Annotated in this window: 21 protein-coding genes and 1 pseudogene; 12 read left to right on the top strand and 10 right to left on the bottom strand. The window is 40.3% G+C overall.

The genetic code is table 11. The annotated features are described in order from the left end of the window. Positions 1-342: 342 nt before the first annotated feature. Positions 343-591 (top strand): acyl carrier protein, encoded by a 249-nt coding sequence (locus ESV85_RS18200; RefSeq protein WP_092901786.1) that lies wholly within the window; start codon positions 343-345, stop codon positions 589-591. 85 nt (positions 592-676) lie between these two features. On the opposite strand, the gene ESV85_RS18195 is transcribed toward ESV85_RS18200, so the two are convergent. Both ESV85_RS18195 and ESV85_RS18190 read right to left on the bottom strand, forming a co-directional pair. Continuing rightward, on the bottom strand, positions 677-1,147 hold the full coding sequence (locus tag ESV85_RS18195) for a hypothetical protein (RefSeq protein ID WP_146920143.1): 471 nt from the start codon (positions 1,145-1,147) through the stop codon (positions 677-679). A gap of 25 nt (positions 1,148-1,172) precedes the next feature. Continuing rightward, a complete protein-coding gene (locus tag ESV85_RS18190; RefSeq protein WP_146920141.1) occupies positions 1,173-1,631 on the bottom strand; it encodes a hypothetical protein in 459 nt (152 codons plus the stop codon). A 169-nt stretch (positions 1,632-1,800) separates the two neighbouring features. Here ESV85_RS18190 and ESV85_RS18185 point away from each other — a divergent pair, with 169 nt between their 5' ends. From ESV85_RS18185 to ESV85_RS18170, 4 genes are all read left to right on the top strand, one after another. After that, positions 1,801-2,016, top strand: coding sequence for a YwbE family protein (locus tag ESV85_RS18185; RefSeq protein ID WP_146920139.1), 216 nt, complete (start codon positions 1,801-1,803; stop codon positions 2,014-2,016). Positions 2,017-2,232: 216 nt separating this feature from the next. Next, positions 2,233-3,687, top strand: coding sequence for a copper-containing nitrite reductase (gene nirK / locus ESV85_RS18180; protein ID WP_191322052.1), 1,455 nt, complete (start codon positions 2,233-2,235; stop codon positions 3,685-3,687). 81 nt (positions 3,688-3,768) lie between these two features. Beyond that, positions 3,769-4,461, top strand: coding sequence for a formylglycine-generating enzyme family protein (locus ESV85_RS18175; protein ID WP_146920135.1), 693 nt, complete (start codon positions 3,769-3,771; stop codon positions 4,459-4,461). A gap of 4 nt (positions 4,462-4,465) precedes the next feature. Then, positions 4,466-5,167, top strand: a complete 702-nt coding sequence (locus ESV85_RS18170; RefSeq protein WP_146920133.1) for an SCO family protein — start codon at positions 4,466-4,468, stop codon at positions 5,165-5,167. A gap of 108 nt (positions 5,168-5,275) precedes the next feature. Here ESV85_RS18170 and ESV85_RS18165 read toward each other — a convergent pair whose 3' ends face one another. Next, positions 5,276-5,746: a DUF1456 family protein gene (locus ESV85_RS18165; RefSeq protein WP_146920131.1), complete on the bottom strand. Its 471-nt coding sequence runs from the start codon at positions 5,744-5,746 to the stop codon at positions 5,276-5,278. A gap of 182 nt (positions 5,747-5,928) precedes the next feature. Here ESV85_RS18165 and ESV85_RS18160 point away from each other — a divergent pair, with 182 nt between their 5' ends. Continuing rightward, positions 5,929-6,477: a fasciclin domain-containing protein gene (locus ESV85_RS18160; RefSeq protein WP_146920129.1), complete on the top strand. Its 549-nt coding sequence runs from the start codon at positions 5,929-5,931 to the stop codon at positions 6,475-6,477. A 242-nt stretch (positions 6,478-6,719) separates the two neighbouring features. On the opposite strand, the gene ESV85_RS18155 is transcribed toward ESV85_RS18160, so the two are convergent. The 6 genes from ESV85_RS18155 to ESV85_RS18130 form a co-directional block, all read right to left on the bottom strand. After that, complete coding sequence (locus ESV85_RS18155; RefSeq protein WP_146920127.1) at positions 6,720-7,157, bottom strand: VOC family protein; 438 nt, start codon at positions 7,155-7,157, stop codon at positions 6,720-6,722. A 194-nt stretch (positions 7,158-7,351) separates the two neighbouring features. Continuing rightward, positions 7,352-7,642 carry a hypothetical protein gene (locus tag ESV85_RS18150; RefSeq protein WP_146920125.1) on the bottom strand — a complete coding sequence of 97 codons (291 nt, stop codon included), beginning with the start codon at positions 7,640-7,642 and terminating at the stop codon, positions 7,352-7,354. Positions 7,643-7,847: 205 nt separating this feature from the next. Beyond that, positions 7,848-9,227, bottom strand: a complete 1,380-nt coding sequence (locus tag ESV85_RS18145; protein WP_146920124.1) for an MATE family efflux transporter — start codon at positions 9,225-9,227, stop codon at positions 7,848-7,850. 150 nt (positions 9,228-9,377) lie between these two features. Continuing rightward, entirely contained in the window at positions 9,378-10,091 is a 714-nt protein-coding gene (locus ESV85_RS18140) for a 6-phosphogluconolactonase (protein ID WP_146920122.1), read from the bottom strand. A gap of 55 nt (positions 10,092-10,146) precedes the next feature. Beyond that, the gene (locus ESV85_RS18135; RefSeq protein ID WP_146920120.1) at positions 10,147-11,535 is read right to left on the bottom strand and encodes an MATE family efflux transporter; all 1,389 of its coding nucleotides are present in this window, start codon (positions 11,533-11,535) and stop codon (positions 10,147-10,149) included. Between the two features lie 100 nt (positions 11,536-11,635). Then, entirely contained in the window at positions 11,636-13,120 is a 1,485-nt protein-coding gene (locus ESV85_RS18130) for a calcineurin-like phosphoesterase C-terminal domain-containing protein (protein WP_146920119.1), read from the bottom strand. Positions 13,121-13,345: 225 nt separating this feature from the next. Here ESV85_RS18130 and ESV85_RS18125 point away from each other — a divergent pair, with 225 nt between their 5' ends. Then, entirely contained in the window at positions 13,346-14,956 is a 1,611-nt protein-coding gene (locus ESV85_RS18125) for a membrane dipeptidase (RefSeq protein ID WP_146920117.1), read from the top strand. Positions 14,957-15,405: 449 nt separating this feature from the next. On the opposite strand, the gene ESV85_RS18120 is transcribed toward ESV85_RS18125, so the two are convergent. Continuing rightward, positions 15,406-16,365, bottom strand: a complete 960-nt coding sequence (locus tag ESV85_RS18120; RefSeq protein WP_146920115.1) for a tryptophan 2,3-dioxygenase family protein — start codon at positions 16,363-16,365, stop codon at positions 15,406-15,408. A 119-nt stretch (positions 16,366-16,484) separates the two neighbouring features. Between ESV85_RS18120 and ESV85_RS18115 the strand changes: the two genes are divergently transcribed. The 5 genes and pseudogenes from ESV85_RS18115 to ESV85_RS18100 all read left to right on the top strand — a co-directional run bounded on the left by ESV85_RS18115 (position 16,485) and on the right by ESV85_RS18100 (position 19,900). Next, complete coding sequence (locus ESV85_RS18115) at positions 16,485-17,690, top strand: acyl-CoA dehydrogenase family protein (protein ID WP_146920113.1); 1,206 nt, start codon at positions 16,485-16,487, stop codon at positions 17,688-17,690. A gap of 124 nt (positions 17,691-17,814) precedes the next feature. Continuing rightward, positions 17,815-18,732: an ORF6N domain-containing protein gene (locus ESV85_RS18110; RefSeq protein ID WP_146920111.1), complete on the top strand. Its 918-nt coding sequence runs from the start codon at positions 17,815-17,817 to the stop codon at positions 18,730-18,732. A 41-nt stretch (positions 18,733-18,773) separates the two neighbouring features. Then, a pseudogene (locus tag ESV85_RS18105) lies at positions 18,774-18,935 on the top strand (acyl-CoA dehydrogenase family protein); the annotation flags it as partial. A 132-nt stretch (positions 18,936-19,067) separates the two neighbouring features. Further along, positions 19,068-19,427, top strand: coding sequence for a hypothetical protein (locus ESV85_RS22360; protein ID WP_191322051.1), 360 nt, complete (start codon positions 19,068-19,070; stop codon positions 19,425-19,427). 8 nt (positions 19,428-19,435) lie between these two features. After that, positions 19,436-19,900 carry a hypothetical protein gene (locus ESV85_RS18100; RefSeq protein WP_146920109.1) on the top strand — a complete coding sequence of 155 codons (465 nt, stop codon included), beginning with the start codon at positions 19,436-19,438 and terminating at the stop codon, positions 19,898-19,900. Positions 19,901-20,051 lie beyond the last annotated feature (151 nt).

Genomic DNA, 20,051 nt, shown 5'->3' with positions numbered 1-20,051 from the left:
TAAATGATCATACCTGGGATAGCGACTCTATCAAAGAAGCAGCAAATACGGAGGGGAATTCTTGAGATAATACTCGAAACGATAAGACTTTACTTTTTGCCAAATCCATTAGGTTGGCTCCTTTCGTAAATGCTACTCATAAGCAGCAGTAGACTATCAATCAACCCCTTAGAAAGAAAAATTAACAACCCTATTTATTGTTAATTTTCTAGTTGGAAGTAGCGAATCCTCTTTCAAAAACGTTATTTCAATTAATTGGAACTAAGTAGTTCAAATTCTGTTTTCAAAGACTGCTTGTTTTCAAAAATAACCAGAAGATTATCACAACATTATTCTACTCCTATGAACCAACAATTTACTATCCTGAAAAAAGCCATTCAAGTTTTTCATTCCTATGGCATTACACTGATTGGTCAGCATAAAAATGCAGACTTTATCCAACAGTTACGCATGGATCCCGTATTCATCAATGGACTGATTTTCGAGCTTGAGTATCAGCTTCATGTGATTTTTCAAGATGAAAAGCTAGGGACTGTGAATACGCCAAAGGACCTGATCGCTCTTCTTATCAATATTCCACAGGATAATTGATCTGAATCACAAAACTAAACCAACTTAAAGGGCTGCTTTCATCTAGAAAGCAGCCCTTTTTAAGTATTTGAATACAAGACACTTTTTAATCAACCCTTTTGTAAATAATACCCAATGAACTCGCATAGATAGGCATTATGGTATGCAATTCAGAGTTCTTATTTCTGAGTTGATATTCTCTGGATTGGATTTCTCCCTCTACTATACTTAGCTTCTCTTTGTCCAAATAAAGACCTTCACTTACTTGAATGGAGTAAAGTTCTAAAATGGAAACCTCAATTTTTCCATTGATCAGTTGAAAGTTTCCATTGAAATATTCCTGATGACCCATTACTTCTTTGGTCTCCACATCTCTTAAGAAAGCTTCAGAATACACTTTTCCATCAGGTTCAAATTCTATAGAAAACACATATTCATACGGTGGGTCTGCAGTGGTATTTTCAATGACATATTGCCATTGATTCTCAGTCAATACCTCAGGATTGATATCATCATTATCCTTGCAACTGAAGAGAACAAAAGCAATTGCGATTAGTAGATAAAGTTTTTTATGCATGATAGCACTATAATTTTGGATGACTTTATTTGATTTTTAAATACGGTTTTGGGGGAGAGCAAAGCTCGCCGGGACCACAGCTATAATATAATTTTGTAAAGGAATCATTTATAGTATACCTATTCTCATCTAAATAGCCTTCAATACTGGTTAAATCCTCCTTATCAACATAGTCCAAATCAGGATTAGTCAAGTATGCAAGCTCATTTTTTATAATTATTAGATTAGACCCTTCAATGGTATAAGTTCCTGAAAATACGCTCTGATACCCTAAAACCGTGCGCGAGTCTTTTTTTCTGATAGTATTCATTCCTTTGATAGTTCCACCAGCAATGATTTCAAAAGTACTTGCACCATCAAATCCCGAACCTTTAGTTACTAATTCCCAAGTTCCAATCAGTGTTTTATCCGGATTCTTATCTTCATCACTACAGGAAAGGACCACAAACGCAAGTAATAAAAAATACAACAGCTTAGTTTTCATATAGAAAGAGATTTGAGCAAGAGAAATAACTGATTAACGTAAAGAAAATCAAAACTTTAAATAATGACGGAGATACCTAACAAAACGCTACAACTTAGAGAACTGCTTAAAATTATTTTAGGAGCAAAGTCATCAGTAAATTGCACTTTCATTTAAGAAATCAATCCTCATGGAAAAGAAGACACTCCCAGGAACCATCCGGAAAAACATACAAATAGACAGCGAAGTTACCATCGTCCAAAAACATCATCAGCGAAGCGGAGAACTTACCGAAGGTTTTGTAAAAAGAATCCTAACCTCCTCACCTACTCATCCACATGGAATCAAAGTACTGCTGGACACCGGTGAAGTAGGTAGAGTGAAAGATGTTTTCGTTGAGGATTAACAAAAGCAAGCAAATTACATGACAAAAATCATTGTATTACAGAGTATTAACTACGTTACGGGTTGCTTTCTATCTATATTTTTGAATATCAATCAGACACAAATTAATCACCTGCGTTCGACATTTTGATCTGTTAGAATCGGCAACTAGATGCAATAAATGGTCAGAATTCTTCAGGATAAATTTTTATACTAGTTTCTACTAAAAAGAATGATCATGACCTATGGCTTTGAGTACCCAAGTATGAAACTCCTGCTTCTCTGCAGTATATTTTATTTAGTAGGATGCAGTGGAAGTAGCCATGAAAATGGAGAGAATTCCATGGATATTGAAGTAAATGGCAAGATCAATGCTCAACTCACCAGTCCTCCTCATGTGCCCGACCCTATTGGCAGTCGGCCAGCAAAGAATGTAATAGTAGATATGGAAATACTGGAGCAGGAAGGTCATATGGCCAATGGGGTAAGCTACATCTATTGGACTTTTGGAGGTTCTGTACCTGGAAGTTTCATACGTACAAGACTGGGAGACGAAGTAGAGTTTACTCTTAAAAATCACCCAAATAACAAACTGCCTCACAACATTGACCTGCATGCAGTGACTGGTCCTGGAGGAGGAGCATCGTCCTCATTCGTTGCTCCTGGGCACGAGATCACATTTTCCTTTAAAACCTTAAATCCAGGTTTGTACGTCTATCACTGCGCAACAGCGCCAGTTGGAATGCATATAGCCAATGGAATGTACGGGTTGATATTAGTTGAACCAGCCGGTGGATTGCCTAAGGTGGACAAAGAATACTATATCATGCAGGGAGATTTCTACACCAAAGGCAATAACGGAGAACCAGGACTTCAACCTTTCGATATGCAAAAAGCAATCGATGAAGATGCAGATTATGTTGTTTTCAATGGTAGCACAGATGCACTAACTGGCGAAAACGCAATTACTGCAGAAGTGGGAGAAACGATCAGACTTTATGTAGGAAATGGTGGTCCCAATCTAGCTTCTTCTTTCCATGTGATTGGAGAAATATTTGACAGAGTCCATGTAGAAGGCGGAAAACTTATCAACCATAATGTGCAAACAACACTTATACCTCCAGGAGGAGCTGCCATTGTTGAGTTTAAAGTCGAAGCTCCGGGCACATTTGTTTTGGTAGATCATGCGATTTTCAGAGCCTTCAACAAGGGCGCTTTAGGAATGCTGAAAGTTACTGGCGATGCAAATGAATCCGTGTATTCAGGTACGATTCAGGAGGGAATCTACCAGCCAGAAGGTGGATCAATTCAAACCATGCCAGGAAATCAAGGTGCACCAGAAGCCCCTAGCGCAGAGTCTGTGTCTGAAAGAATTGAGCTAGGCAAGAGTATTTATGCCAGAACATGTTTAGCCTGTCATCAAGAAGAAGGTCAGGGCATCCCAAGTGCCTTCCCTCCTCTAGCCAAATCTGACTATCTAAATGCAGATGTGGATCGAGCAATAGATATTGTCCTTCACGGAAAAACAGGTGAAATCACCGTTAATGGCAAAAATTATAATTCTGTGATGACCGCCCAAACGCTTACTGACGAGCAAGTGGCCAATGTATTAACTTACGTATATAGCAGTTGGGGAAATAGTGGAGTTGAGGTTACACCTACGATGGTGATGAAGAGGAAAAGTGCACATTAAATGATTCGTCTAAAATATATCTTCGCTTGCTTGGGTTTACTTGCTTTTTCTATGACAGGGAATAGCCAAACCAGAACAATCATGCGACCAATAAAAGGGGGGACATTGATCCCCCTTTATGGTTTAGATTCAGGCAAAGTATGGGTAGATGATTTCTTGTTGGATGAATTTGCCGTTACCAATGAGCAATACCTTGACTTTGTAAAAAAATACCCCGAATGGAAACGAGCTAATGCAAAATCTATTTTTGCTGATGGAAATTACCTTTCGGAATGGCAAAGTGATTTACAATTAGGTAGTCATATGAATCCTAAGGCACCTATCACCAATGTATCTTGGTTTGCTGCAAAAGCTTACTGCGCCTGTCAAGACAAGCGACTGCCATCCGTGGACGAGTGGGAATTGGCTGCCAGAGCGAGTGAGACCAAAGCAAATGCAGAGAATGATAGCTCGTTCAATACCCGGATTATAGAGTCCTATGAAACCCCAAATACCTATTCCAAAACCGTAGGAAGTACCTATAAAAACTTCTGGGGAATCTATGACATGCACGGCTTGGTTTGGGAATGGACCAGCGATTTCAACTCCGTTTTAATATCTGGGGAATCAAGACAAGATGGCGAGGCAGATAGAAATCTGTTTTGTGCAGGCGCAGCTATCAGCGCAAGTAACCTTCGGGATTATGCCGCATTTATGCGTTATGCCTTCAGGGGAAGTATCAAAGCAAATTACAACATCAAAAACCTAGGTTTTAGATGTGCCAAATCAAAGTAAAACAATGAAAACCAGTCACCTAAAAAACATCCTCAGCTTAGTTTTTCTGATATGTCTATTTGCCTGTCAAACCCAAGTCAATTCCTCAGAGCAATACATATGTCCCATGAAATGTGAAGATCACAAAACTTATGATCATCCCGGAACTTGCCCCGTGTGTAAGATGGATTTAGTGAAGGTCAGCTCGCTGGAAGCACCAATTTTGGATGAAGATGGAATTTCTGAAGAGTCGATTTTCAATCTTCAGTCTGAATGGAAAACTCAGGATAATGAGACTATTCATCTGACTGATTTGAGAGGCAAAGTTCTGGTTGTAGTGATGATCTATACGTCTTGCGAAGCAGCCTGCCCTAGGCTGGTAGCAGATATGCGAAATATCTATTCGAAAGTAGATAATCCAGCTGTCGACTATGTATTGGTAAGTATAGATCCAGAAAAAGACACTCCGGAGAAATTAAAAGCTTATGCAAAAGAAGAGCACTTAGAAGGAGATCAATGGATCTTACTTCAAGGCAAACTGGATGATGTGAGAGAGTTTTCGAATGTGCTCTCCATGAAGTACAAAAAGATCTCTCCCATTGACTTTTCACACACCAATATCATTTCTGTCTTTGATAAAAACGGCGTCTTACAGCACCAGCAAGAAGGTCTGGGAGTAAGTAATGATAAGTTGGTACAAGAAGTAAAAGCACTCATTGAGGAATAGAATTAATCCTAGATAGGTAAAAGTAAGTATGCTAAGTGATAAGTTCACTGCAATACTCACCCACTTGGTTTAGTATCTGGAGTCCTTTGTTTTCAAGACGCTAAAAACCTATTCTGCCACTGCAGGTCTATGTTTCTTTTTTAATCCGTTCAAGAAATTTCTTAGGATCTGATCCTTACAGGCACGGTATTGAGCCTGACTTGGCTTGCGGAAAAATGCGCTAAGTTCATGAGGACTGATATGCATACCTACAGATGAAAGAATTTCTAATATATCATCCTCTTTCATATTCAATGCAATGCGCAACTTTCTGAAAACGATGTTATTATTTAAGGTTTTTTCCGGAGTAGGCACTTCACCTTCCTTTTTACCTCTTTTTTCAATAATAAAACCATTTAGAAAAGCAGCGAGATCTTTATCGATTATGGCTTTAAAAAATGGTTCTTCCTCATTTTTTAAAAAATTAGCAACTTCCTCACGCTTGAGATCTAATCCTCCTGCTTTAAACATATCGACCATTTCAGGGTCTTTGAAGTTAAAAATATAACGGATAGTTCGCAAAATGTCTGAATTATTCATGAAGGTAAATTGGCATGTTTATCCTCAAAGGTAAGGATGAATTGGGAATTGCATACTGGGATGGACTAATGAAACTTATGCAGCATTCATTTACTATCAATTCAACTAAAAAAAAGTAGTATTACAAAAAACATATTGAAGAGTTGTTTGTTGGAAAACTATAAAAAACTAACCAATTCAAAATGAAAAAATTAAGATTATTATCATTCCTCGCTGCTGCATCAGTAGCTTCTTTTACAATCAGTTGTGATAGCAAATCTACCACCGAAGTAGAGGAAACCACTATGGCTGAGGTAGTAGAAGAGACTCCAGTTATGGAAACACCAAATACTGTAGTTGACATAGCGATAGGATCTCCTGATCACACTACTTTAGTGGCTGCAGTTCAAGCAGCAGAGCTAGTAGAAACCTTGAAAGGCGAAGGTCCATTTACTGTGTTTGCTCCTACAAACACCGCATTCAATGCACTTCCTGCTGGTACAGTGGAAGGCTTGCTGAAGCCTGAAGCAAAAGCAGACTTAACTTCAATTTTGACCTACCACGTTGTAGCAGGAAATGTTATGTCCGGAGATCTAAAAGATGGCCAGATGGTAACTACATTGAATGGAAAGGATTTGAAAGTTACGATCAAAGATGGCAAAGTAATGATCGGTGATGCTACTGTTGTAGCTGCTGACCTTGCTGGCTCAAATGGCGTAGTTCATGTGATTGACAAGGTATTATTGCCTTAATTTCATTCTTTGAAAAAATTAAAAGACCGTAATCACGGTCTTTTTTTTGTTTAAGGAATATCGGTTTCAACTTCAAAAGGAACCATTAGATCTAATTATTCATATATCCAGATCTCGGCTATTCAGTCAAATTTGTCTAGCAACCAACCATTATATTAAGGTTGTATTCCTCCCCTATTGAAGTGCAAATTCAAGAGCATTTCACCTATGCATTTTTCCCGTATTCAGAAAGGCAAGTTTACTTAAGCACTTTCTGCTGGCTCAGCAAAACTTATCATCCAGTTGATTCCAAATCGATCGGTAAGCATTCCGAAATAATCTCCCCAAAATGTCTTATCCATAGCCATAGTCACCTTGCCTTCTGCAGAAAGCTTCGCAAAAAAAGTATCTGCTTTCTCCTTAGAATCGGTGTTGATGGATAGTGAAAAATTATTCCCAACAGTCAATGGCCCGCCATGTCCTCCAGTATCAGATCCCATCAAGATGCAATCCTTATGGATAGGCAAGCTAATGTGCATGATTTGATTCCGCACCTCATCAGCAATTGGGTAATTTGGATCTGCTGGCATGTCAGAAAACCTGCCCACATGAGCGAATTCTCCACCAAAAACTGAGCGGTAGAAGTTAAAGGCATTTTCACAATTACCTTCAAAGGTTAGGTATGCGTTTATAGTTGTCATCGTGTATTGGGGTTAAATGATACTTATTGTATTATGCTTTTTATCATTTCTATTTAAAGTTTTATTCAAGTACGAGGCAGGGAGACGGAAGACCGATGACCGAAGTAGCCTAAATGCTTCTGTTTACCTAATCCAATGATGCTTTAATCTCTTTATCGGAAAAAAAATAGATGCACATAAAATAAATTTTAAAGTCAAGATTGGCGGATCAATCGATCAATATATCCATCGATTTGCTGCAAAGCCACATCTTCACTCACGTAATCCGTCTGTACCTCAGCGCTATTTGCGAAGCAAACTGGAGAAGTAAAATCGCTAGCTTCAGGAGTCTTCCATTTCCCCTCATCCATTTTCAAAGATTGAACTTCATGCATTCTGACACTGATTTTTTCAAGCAGAAATCTTCTTTCAGGAATCGGAGAAACACCTCCAGATTTCAATATCTCTATCAACTTTTCTAGAATTACACCTTTCGATACGGTCATGAGTTTCCTTTTTCCAATATCTTACTTTAGATATCCGCAATGAAATCGCTAAAAGACATAAGCGCTTCACTACCTACAAAACATTAGAATTGAGACCACTTCGGTCATCCCCGCCAGTAGTCGGGCTGGTGTCTTCTCTCTTCCTGCCAATTAGGTAAAGAAATTTTAGCAACTGGCAAGACTGCGGATAATCAGATAAATTAATCTACACCTCCTTCAGCTTCCATTTGCCTTTTCGGAAAAAATACAGGGAAACTACTGAATGAAAACTATGGCTAAACGCAATGGAAATGAAAATCCCCAAATGTGCTAAGCCAAAGGTGAATGCTAAAACATAGGCTAGGGGAATCTCTATAAACCAAAGCACTCCTATATTAATCCAAGCTGGAGTCTTGGTATCTCCCGCACCATTGAATGCCTGGGTCAACACCATTCCAACAGCAAAGAAAACGTAGCCCAAAGCCACTACCCATAGCCCTTGTGAAGCCACGGCCTTTACTTCTGGAATATCAGTAAAGATTCCAGCGAGTTGCTGGTTGAAAAGTAAATAGATGCCAGTCACCGAAGCCATAAATATCACGGTGTACCTAGCTGTGATCCAAACAGCTTTTTCGGCACGATCAGGTTGCTTAGCCCCCAGATTTTGACCTACCAAAGTAGATGCTGCACCAGATAAGCCCCACGCGGGTAAAAGAGTAAATATCAAAATCCTAAAAGCTATCGTAAATCCAGCCAAAGAAGCAGATCCAAACTCAGCATTCATACGCGTGAGTGCAATCCAAGCTACCGAATCTATCAGAAATTGCCCCATGCCTCCAGCGGCGATTTCCATGATTTTCTTGATGATCTCCCAAGAAATGACAATGTTCTCCTTTAGAATTTTCAGCTTATGCTTTCCGTTGAACAAGTGGTATAACTGGTAAACCACCCCAATTCCTCTCCCTAATGTGGTGGCGATAGCAGCGCCTTCCAATCCATATCCGGCCCAGTTTCCAAGTCCAAAAATCAGAATCGGATCCAATATCATATTCAATCCATTGGCAATCCACAGCGATCGCATCGCATGATGAGCTTGCCCGGCACCCCGAAAAGCCCCATTCAGCAGAAACAAAAGCATGATTGCCGTGTTTCCCGCAAAAATAATCCTGGTATAGCTTACGCCAGTTTCAATGACTTTAGCCTCTGCTCCCATCAAGCCCAGAATATCCGGAGCGAAGGTCCAACCCAGTATTCCTAGAATAATTGAAATGGCTCCTCCTACGATTAGCAGTTGGAAAGCAGCCGCTCCTGCTTCCTTATATTCCTTTTCCCCAAATCTCCTGGAAATCAATGCTGTCGCTGCCATGCTAATGCCAAATCCCATCGCATACACAAGTACTACAACTGACTCTGTAAGTCCGACGGTAGCAATGGCATGTTCTCCAAGTTTGGCCACAAAGAAGATATCCACCACCGCAAAAGCAGATTCCATCATCATCTCCAGGATCATGGGAATCGCTAGAACGAAAATGGCGGTTTTCAGAGGTAGGCTGGTAAAATCCTGCTCTTTACCTCGGAGGGCATCTTTGATTAATTGCCAGGTCATTTGTGATTTGGAAAAATACTGAAGGCCGAAAGAAAAGGAAATTTCCCATGACCGAAAAATCAGTCGGGTTATTAAAGGATTACCAAACGCATATAAGACACTTTTTGTCGCTTTTCACCTCTTAAATATATCTTCCAACCTTCTTCTCTTTCAACTCAACGATTTCCTATCAATTATCACATGTGCATTTGGATGCAGCCAAAGAAATGAGGCTGGCAAATCTGTTCGGATTCTACCTTCCAAAAACAAATCTAAAGCTGGCTTCTTGCCTTTCCCTGTGATAAAGAGAATCACCATTTTCGAATCCATAATATTCCCAATACCCAAAGTCATGCCCTGAGTAAGTGGAACTCCGACTTTCTCAATCATTCCACTTGCCAAAGTCACAGGATGCAGATTAGCCAAGTGACAATTAGGCTGAAGGTATTCTGCGGGTTCGTTTAAGGCAATATGCCCATTGATCCCAATGCCAAGAATACAGATATCTATCCCTTCAAATTCATCTATTTCAACCTGAATCCTCTCGCATTCAGATTCTGGGTCTTCCGCTTCCACTTCGAAGGAAATATATCGATCGCTCTCAATGCCCAGTTTTTTCAGAAGCTTTTCCTGAATATCATACTCAGAAGTAAATGTGGATGCATTGGTCAATCCTACCCATTCATCGAGTTTGATTACTTTCATCCAATCAAAAAAACCATTCGAATCGAAATGTTTGTCAGCCATTAATTCATACAAGCCCGCGGGTGAGTTTCCACTAGCTGCGCAAAAAAGTAAGTCAGGTTTGACCTCCACCTCAGCATGCACTAATTCGGCGCCAAGCTGGCTCATTTCATCGTAACTTTTACAGTAGTGTATTTTCATGGGTCAATTATTATATAAGTATCTAGGTTATTTTTTCACTTTTCAATTCATCAACTCAACCAACTCCCGGCTGTATCCAATCGCCTCTATGCCTGATGGTCCTTACTTTCCAATGCCCTGTTTTGTAATAAATAAAGGCAATTAACGCGGCTATACCGTTGGAAATAGGGAAAGACCACCAGATCCCTTCGTAGGCTAATGCTGTTTTTTGAGAAAGTATGAAGGCAGTCGGAAAGCGAACAATCCACAAACTGAAGATGGAAATCAATAAAGAAGCTTGGGTAAACCTAGCTCCGTTGAAAAGACCATTTAGTACCTGATTCACTCCTAACAATCCAAAACTTGGCGCCATTATCCGAATGAATATTGCTCCTTCTTTTATTACCTGGGGATCATTTGGCACAAAGAAAGCCGTCAGGTTCTCTGCGAAAACAAATAGCAAAAGGCCAATTCCTGTTAAGCCAAAGAAAGCAACTTTCACACTCAAGTTCCCTATGCTTTCAGCTCGTTTGATTTTAGAAGCTCCAATATTCTGACCTACCATCGTGGTAGTGGCCATGGCCAAACCTTGTGCTGGTACTATCACCAAACTCAGTATCCTCGCTCCTATACCGTAAGCTGCGACTACCTCGCTTCCAAAACTTGTCACCAGCATCACCAAAACAGTCAATACAGCCGAACGGGAAGATTGCTCCAAACTGGCAGGAATCCCTAATTCAAACATTCGCTTGATCCACTGGAAGTCAGGCTTCATGTCAGTAAGTCGAATCTTAATCCCTTTTCTCCCTCTAAATAAAATCGCTATTCCAACAGCTGCTGATATTCCTTGGGTGATCACACTTGCCACTGCCGCGCCGGCCACTCCATATCCTTCGATGGATCCAAAACCAAAAATAAACAGTGGGTCCAAAACCAAATTCAACAACACAGTGCCAAGCACGATGTACATCGGCATCAGCACATTCCCGATCCCTCGCATCAAGGATTGGAAGGTAAAAAACATGAAGAGAAACACGAAACCAAAGGAAGAAACCTGGAAATACTTTACCGAGTCGTCCAATGTTTCAGGGCCTGCACCGACCAAATTCATCAAAGGTGATGCAACCAAATAGCCAAGTACCGCCAGCATTGCAGAAACGAAAAATATGACAAAAATCGTCTGTGAAGCACTAAAATCAATCATTCGCTGATCTTTGGCACCTTTGTATTGAGATACAATCACTGTTCCGGCAAGTGTCAATCCTGCTCCTAAAGAAAGAACTAGAAATAAAATCGGAAAGCTAATACTCACAGCTGCTACGGCATTTGCGCCTAATCTTCCCAACCAAAAAGTATCTATCAGCTGGTAAGCAGTTTGCAGAATATTGGCCATAATAATAGGCCAAGCCAGCGTAAAAAGGCTCCGTATTAAACTCCCTTGTGACAAATCTAACTTTTTACTCATGCCTCTCAATTCTTGCTTTCCACTTGAACTCCTAAGATGCTAGTAAAATTCTGGAATCAGAAATTTGCCTGCCCAGAACTCAGTTTTCTAACCCAAAGTTTTAAACCTTTTTGGTATAAACATTCCCAAATCTATCCTTCACTTCGACCATCAAATTGTCTTTTGACTCTGGTCTAAAAAAGAACATATGGTCATTCAACTGAGGCTCAACCCATTCTCTCCTTTTTGGGAGTTCTGGCCCGGTATGTAGCTCCATACTCCAAGGATCTTTGGCTAAGATTTTCTCTGGAGCTCCTCTTTTCATTCCATTTTCAAACCAACTGATTTCCCAGGCCGGATCATAATTCCAGCAATTCAAGCTCATCTGATCAGGAAAATCCGGATGATATCCAGCCTCATACACACGGAATTGCTCATTGATATCCAGGCCAGTCCCCTTGTATTGCCATTTCAATTCCGAGCCTCGCGCTTCATAGACTGCATAGCCACTCGGCGTACCATCAAAGCAAATCGGCCCTGACCACCATGCACCACAGACAGTTCCATGACAATGCTCATACACATGACCTTGAATCATATTATCATTGAAATGCGTGTGGCCTGACATCAGGTGGGCATTGTAACCTTCCAGCAAACGATACAAATGCTCTCGATTGCTGACCGTACCACCAATCGTATCACGATCAGGATATCGAGTAACTGCGCCGGTGTAACTCGGAATATGCAGGGAAACGACCACTGTTTTGCCTTTCTCCACATGAGAAAGATCCTGCTCCAACCATGCCAATTGCTCCTCCCCCAAGTAGCCTATGTATTTATTCCCTATATAAAAAACATCGTCCAAGACTACATAATGTACCTCTCCTCTATTCCAGGAGTAATAAGTCGGACCAAAATGGCTTCCAAATGTTTTACTACTCAAAGCATCAGATCTGACTCCCAAATCCATATCATGATTGCCAATGACCTGGAAAAAAGGAACATCATACATCTGCACACTCTGGTTGTATTCCTTGAAAAGCTCTAAATGATCGAAAACCAAATCACCACAACCTATTCCAAAAAGATTGGGATCATTGAGTGATTTGATAGTTTGCTGCACATCCGGAGCTGATACGGTCAGCAGCTGATTGGCTTCGTAGTCATTTTGAATTTGTGTGTCCGAGAGCAACAGGAAATGATGGTTCTCATCACTGGATCCAGACTTTTTGAGATCAAAACCAATATTCTGCTCTGACTTGATTTTATCTATTTTTTGAAAAAATTGAGCGGAACCATTCGCCTGTTTTTTAATCTCAAAGCCTGAGGGAATCGAGATAAACACAAAGTCACGGTCTGAACCTGAGAACAAATCAAATTCACCCGAGGAATTCGTCAAAACCACCGAGCGTCCATCAGAAACGGCAACTCTATGAATTCCTTGTCCACTTACTTGCACTCTACCTCGCACTCTAATGGGTTTGAATTGAGCAGTGTTGGCTTGAGTAGTATCGGATTGAATTCCAGCCAAAACAACATTACTCATCCCCATCCATCCAGCAGAGGTAAGTCCAAGGGTTTTGATAAAGTCGCGTCTTTTAAACATGGTTTTAGGGTTTTATGAAAAGATGTGGCAGTCTACCACCTAAGGGTTTATTAAAAATGCATTTAGATACTCAATCTAAGAACATCATTTATCAAAAATATCAATTTGTTAATCTTAAGGACAAGTTCAGTTTCCCAAGAACGCTTCCTAACGCTATTGCATTTTAGCCTAATAATCAAGAAATTAAGCTAAAGTTTAATTTCGTTTTTTCTTAATTTTTAGACTATGGCTAGGAAATTTTCGGATCTGCACTGTCATAATCATATGCGTGCTCATCTCCACATGCAGGAAAAAAGATCAACCTATGAGAAAAAGGACGAATTCAGTCCTTGGACAGTAATCTCATCCAACAGAGCCGGTTACGTAAAAGGCAAAATGGGAGCTTCATACAGCCAATGTGACCTGGTCAAAGCTTGGAATGGAAATGTACGACTGACTTTCAACTCCCTCTATCCACTTGAGCGGCAGTTTGTGCTGGGTTTGGACAAAATCAATTCAAGTGATTTACTCAATATTGTGGTCGGAGTGAGCACTCATGATAAACTCCCGCTTAGAGATCTAATCCAGACTTTTTACATGCGGATTCCCCGAAAAACAGTCAATCATGTGCAATCTGAAAAGTACGATTATTGGGAATCCTTGCAACGGGAATTTGAGTTTGTGCTCATGGATTCTGGAAAGAGGATTGATTGCAATAAAATTCACACCACCGGAGTAATTCGGAGGATTTTTGAAAATGAGAAAAAACGAGCGACCAAGTTTAGAGATGAGCTTTGGGCAGAAAATGCCAGGTATTTGATCCCTGAGTCTGCCGAGGAATTAGCAGAATCACTTCAAAGCGACGATGAGATCACGATGATCCTGACCATTGAAGGGTCTCATGCATTGGGAACTGACCTGTTGGAAAAAGGAAAAATCAGCATTGATGAAATCTCCAAGCGTATTCAGTTGATTAAAAACGAGTGGAAAGTGCCCGTTTTCTTCATCACATTTTCCCATCACTTCAACAATAATCTTTGCGGACATGCGCACTCCATTCCTGACAAAGGCAAGATTTTATTGAATCAGGTCAATAATATGAACAAGGGCTTTACCGATCACGGGAGAAGGATTGTGTTGGAATTATTGGGTTTGGATAACAACCTCCAAAAAGACTCAAACTTAGGATACCGGATTCTCATTGATGTCAAGCACATGAGTGCATGCGGCAGACAAGAATATTACAAGCACATCGTCCGTCCCTGTCTGGCAAAAGGTGACAAAATCCCTGTTATAGCTTCTCATTGTGGGTTTTCTGGGGTCAAAACCTTGCAGGATCACATCAATTGCTTTCACAAGGAAAAAGACGATTACTCGGATGAAAGCAAAAAATACAATGCCTGGAATATCAACATCTGTGAAGAGGATATAGAAATGATAGTGAAAACGGATGGTCTATTCGGTCTTTCCTTTGATCAGCGAATTCTTGGAATCACCAAAGAGAGCAAAAAAACAAAGAGAAATGGGATTGAATTGCTTTGGGATAATATCGAAGGTATTGCCAAATCCGCCTTTGGCAATGACAATCTCAGCGAAACTGAAAAATCTAAAATCTGGAAATGCATGACACTGGGAACCGATTTCGAAGGATTAATCGATCCTATTGACCACTATCCTACCGTGCTGGAATTTGAGCTTTTTTCTAATAATCTGATTTTCGAGATCGAACAAGCCCGCAAAGACCCAAAAGCCAAACACCTTGCTCATCTCAAATCACGTGAAGACACCGAAGCTCTGGTAGATGATTTTTGCTACAACAATGCCGAGGCATTCGTGAGAGCGAACTATCCTAGATAATGTGATTATCCACATCAAATAGCTATTGGAATAATTTACGACTTACGAATTACGCCCCGATAGCTATCGGGGTACGAGATTCATGGAGAGTTGATGTCAATTTATCATTCTGACATTTTTGGTTCTTCTGGTAGTCCAACCAACAATACCAATAGTCAGTCCGAGCGTCCCGTATAGCTATCGGGATCGAGGACTCTTCTACTTCGTTTCCAACGACAGTTTATGTTTTTCACTCAAATCGTGTCAGTCCGAGCACCCGAGAGACGGGAGTCTAGAGGTTCGAGGACAAATTACTGGGCTTCGACTTCGCTCAGCCTGACACAACTTTACGATTAGTAGAAACCAGAAGAATTGCATATCTATTCCAATATCTAACTACTCACGTCTTAATTCTCATGTCTTGATTCTTGATTCTAACGTCTTATGTCTTAAATCTTAATACTTAAATATTACTCTTCCCCAAAAATCTCCTTCACCACCCAGCCTTTTCCCCACTCTTCTCTCTCCTGCTCGGTCCAAAGTTCTGGATAGAAAATCACTTTCTGGAAGCGCGGAGGCAGGTATTTCTGCCAGTTGGTACCGCCAGTGGCTGCGATATCGACTGGATCTCTCTGGAGAAATCTAACTGCAGATTTATAGTGCGCCAGTGGCCAAAAGACATTAGCCTTCAAGTCAAACTGCTTCATCGTCTCCGTCAATTCATCGGAAGGTTCCACCACATCCATATAGCGTTGCCAGATGTTTTTACGTCTGTAGTCATCGATGAGATCCATTAATTTCTTGCTGTATTTCGCTTCGAAATTCTTCAGCGTCAGGGTTTTTTCCCCTGTTGCCAACTCGATAGCTCCCTGCTGCCAATACAGATTTTCGAAAATCTCGTCTGTAGGCGTGTGGAAATCAGGATCAGTTCGCTTATCCAGCGCCACCAGATTAAACGCATCCGCAGCCATCAATTCTATCTCTCTATACTGGGCACTTTGGAAACCACTTGCAGGAAGCAACGACATGCGGAATTTGAGAAATTGCTCCTGCTCCATGCCTTTCCACATCATCGCAAAAGAACCAATCAGCTGATCAAAATACATATTGATCCGCTCCAGCCTAGCTTTGAAAAATTGCTCAGTAATTGGCTGCAGTTCTGCAATCTGTTCCATCTCAGAGATAATCAATTTAAAGTAAAGCTCAGTAATCTGATGATAGATGATGAAGATCTTTTCGTCTTTGAAAGAAGTCTTAGGCTGCTGCAGCGAAAGCAACACATCCAAGTTGATATAATCCCAATAGGCCAAATAATCAGCATACTGCAAACCCTCCAGGTAAGAAAGCATATCCTGCCCCGAAGCTTTGAATTTCTTCTGAAGCAGCTCTATTTTTTCTAATATCTTAGGATCAAATTGGGATTCTGCCATGAGTGCTTTTAGTATAAAAAGGTAGTATTTTCGTCTGCGATCTATTTACTTAGAATCTGCTGGGGATTTTTAAAATCCCGACAAAAGTCACAGATTCATTCTAATAAACCAAAAAAACCATGGAGTCAATTGAAATCCGAAAGTCTTTGAAGCAGGATCTATTTGATGGAGTCGATTTTTTAGACCTAGATGACTTGCTTACTGACGAGCATAAATTGATCAGAACATCCATCCGGGACTTTGTCAAAAAGGAGATCTCTCCTTACGTGGAAGACTGGGCTCAGAAAGCTTACTTCCCTACTGACATTGTGAAGAAATTCGGTGATGTGGGCGCTTTTGGTCCTCAGATCCCTGAGCAATATGGAGGCGGTGGATTGGATTATATTTCCTATGGTTTGATCATGCAGGAGATCGAGCGGGGTGACTCGGGAATGCGCTCGACAGCATCTGTGCAAGGTTCGCTGGTGATGTATCCCATCTATAAATTCGGTTCGGAGGCCCAACGAAACAAATACCTACCAAAACTAGCTTCAGGAGAAATGCTGGGCTGCTTCGGCCTCACCGAGCCAGATCACGGGTCCAACCCAAGTGGCATGGTGACCAACTTCAAAGACATGGGCGATCATTACTTGCTGAATGGTGCCAAAATGTGGATTTCAAATTCTCCTCAGGCTGATATCGCAGTGGTCTGGGCAAAGGATGAAACTGGCAGAATTCATGGCCTGATCGTAGAGCGAGGAATGGAAGGATTCACCACACCAGAAACTCATGGAAAATGGTCGCTTCGAGCTTCCTGCACCGGAGAACTTGTTTTTGATAATGTGAAAGTGCCAAAGGAAAATCTTCTTCCTAATAAATCCGGTTTAGGTGCGCCGCTGATGTGTCTGGATTCAGCACGATTTGGAATCGCCTGGGGCGTAATCGGCGCAGCGATGGACTGTTATGAGTCTGCCAGAAAGTATGCCGCTGAGCGCATCCAATTCGGTAAACCCATAGCAGGATTTCAGCTGACCCAAAAGAAACTTTCTGAAATGCTTACCGAAATCACCAAAGCCCAACTCCTAGCTTGGAAAGTAGGCAAGATGATGAATGAGGGAAAAGCTAAAACTGTCCACATCTCCATGGCAAAACGAAACAATGTGGAAATGGCGCTAAACATCGCCCGAGAAGCCCGACAAATCCACGGAGGAATGGGCATCACTGGAGAATATCCGATTATGCGTCATATGATGAACTTGGAATCGGTAATTACCTATGAGGGAACGCATGATATTCATTTGCTGATTTTGGGTCAGGAGATTACTGGGATTCCTGCTTTTGTGTGAGGGGTTTTAACCGCGGAGGGCACAGAGGGAAACGCGGAGGGCACCAAAGATGAAAAAGCATAAACAAAAACTGACTTAAGTACTTTTCTGGGTAGATTAATTTTTAGCTTAACTTGAAAAATGAATGGACAAAGATTTTTCATTATCCGCTAAGCAGATTGAAAATCGGATTTTTTCTATCCGAGGAGTTCAGGCCATGCTAGATAGTGACTTAGCCGAAATTTATAATGTCACCACAGGGAGACTAAACGAACAAGTAAAGAGAAATAGTGAGCGATTTCCTGAGGACTTTATGTTTCAGCTTACACAAGTCGAATGGGACAATTTGGTAACACAACATGCTAAATCAAATCTAAGATCGCAAAATGCGATCTTAGAAAACCAACAGGGCAGACATCGTAAATACCTCCCTTATGTATTCACCGAGCAAGGAGTAGCTGGATTGTCAGGTGTGCTTAAAAGTGAAACTGCTACAAAAGTCCATGTGGCAATTATGCGAGCTTTCGTAGCGATGCGAAAGCTAATCCAGGAAAACCAGTTAATTTATGACCGCTTAGATCGTTTGGAATTGAAGCAAATTGAAACCTATCAACAATTTGAAAAGGTATTTAAAGCCTTAGAAAGTAAAGAATTGATCCCGAATCAAGGTGTTTTTTTTGACGGGCAAGTATTTGATGCCTATAAACTAGCTTCAAAAATTATTCGATCGGCCAAACAAAGCATTCTACTAATAGACAACTACATCGATGAGAGTACACTAACCCTTTTATCAAAGAAGAATGAAAATGTGGAAGTGCTTTTACTAACAAAAATAATTAGCAAGCAACTAAGCTTAGATGTGGAAAAAGCCAACGCCCAAAATGGTAAGTTCTTAGTAAAGCCATTTACTCAAAGCCACGATCGCTTCCTAATAATTGACAAAATGGAGATTTACCATCTAGGGGCTTCACTGAAGGATTTAGGAAAAAAATGGTTTGCTTTTTCCAAGCTTGAAAAAGAAAGTGTAAGTAGCATATTGGATAAGATATCGTTGTTAATTTGAGCATATAATTGGTAGACCCAAATCTTTAAAAATATTTCTTCCGTGAAGCAAGACAAATCCATGGCGGAATGGGCATCACAGGAGAATATCCAATTATGCGTCATATGATGAACTTGGAATCGGTGATTACCTACGAAGGAACGCATGATATTCACTTGCTGATTTTAGGCCAGGAGATTACTGGGATTCAGGCTTTTGTGTGAAATAATTCTACTGCGGAAGAACCCAGGTTTAGTAGAGGTTTAATTTTAGAGTCAGAGCTCTTAAAAAGTAAGATATATGAAAAATATACGCAACTAGTTGCGTATACACACATGTTGGGGGCAATTTAAAAAATGAGATCACTCTTAATTATTATATACGGAGTCTATAATATCATAAGTGTAATAATTTCACTTTGGGTACTACTCTACCTAAACATGTACATCAACCCAAATTTCATCCCAAGTGACTTAAGATGGGAAAACGGACAATTAAGAGATGACATGACCAACTTTATGATCGCACAGTTTGGATTACTTACAATCGAAATTCTCCTATTTTCTTTCCTTGGTTATATTATAAACAACCTCTTTATCAGCAGAGTACTTAAAATTGAGAATACCAAAATCCCAAGATTGACAGCATTTGGAATTTTTTCGACTCTTATTTTAATTGCAGGTTATTCGATTTTAAAGTTCCACTCTAAAATTTAGGAAGTAATATGTCAATAGAAGTTCCAATAATCATATTGATCCTAGGCGCAATAATCTTCTTTTCAATAAAGTGGATTTTAACACGATTCAATTTATTCAACCCAAATTGGAGAAATGAAATATCCTTTGGACTGGCATTCATTCTGGGCCCGATAGTTTATGTTTCAATTTTCTTGATTTTCATTTTCACAGCCACTTACTACCCAAAAAAGGAGTTCGACAAGCAACTTTGGATTAGCAATCCTGACATTCGATATGAAATGACAGGAGATTTAATAGATAATAACCGATTAATCGGACTATCTAAAAATGAAGTAATCAATTTACTCGGAGAAGATTATTATTTTTCAACTGATACTTCAATTAATTACGATGTCGGATTTGTCCCAGGATTATTCAACATCGACCCAGACGTAACATTAATTAAGTTGAGGAACGATAAAGTAGTTGAAGTTTTACAGCATGAAACATAGAATAAAATAAAAAAAACTGCCCCCAATCGAGTAGACGGCCGTGAGCTATAAGCCCACGGTGCGCCTCTCACACCACCGTACGTACGGGTCTCGTATACGGCGGTTCACTGAATCTCAGGCTTTGATTTAGAGTAATAGTCCAACATACTTA

The organism is Algoriphagus aquimarinus (assembly GCF_007997215.1).
Lineage (GTDB): Bacteria > Bacteroidota > Bacteroidia > Cytophagales > Cyclobacteriaceae > Algoriphagus > Algoriphagus aquimarinus_A.
The sequence above is the reverse complement of the archived record's forward strand: the minus strand, read 5'-3'. Positions and strand labels throughout refer to the sequence as shown.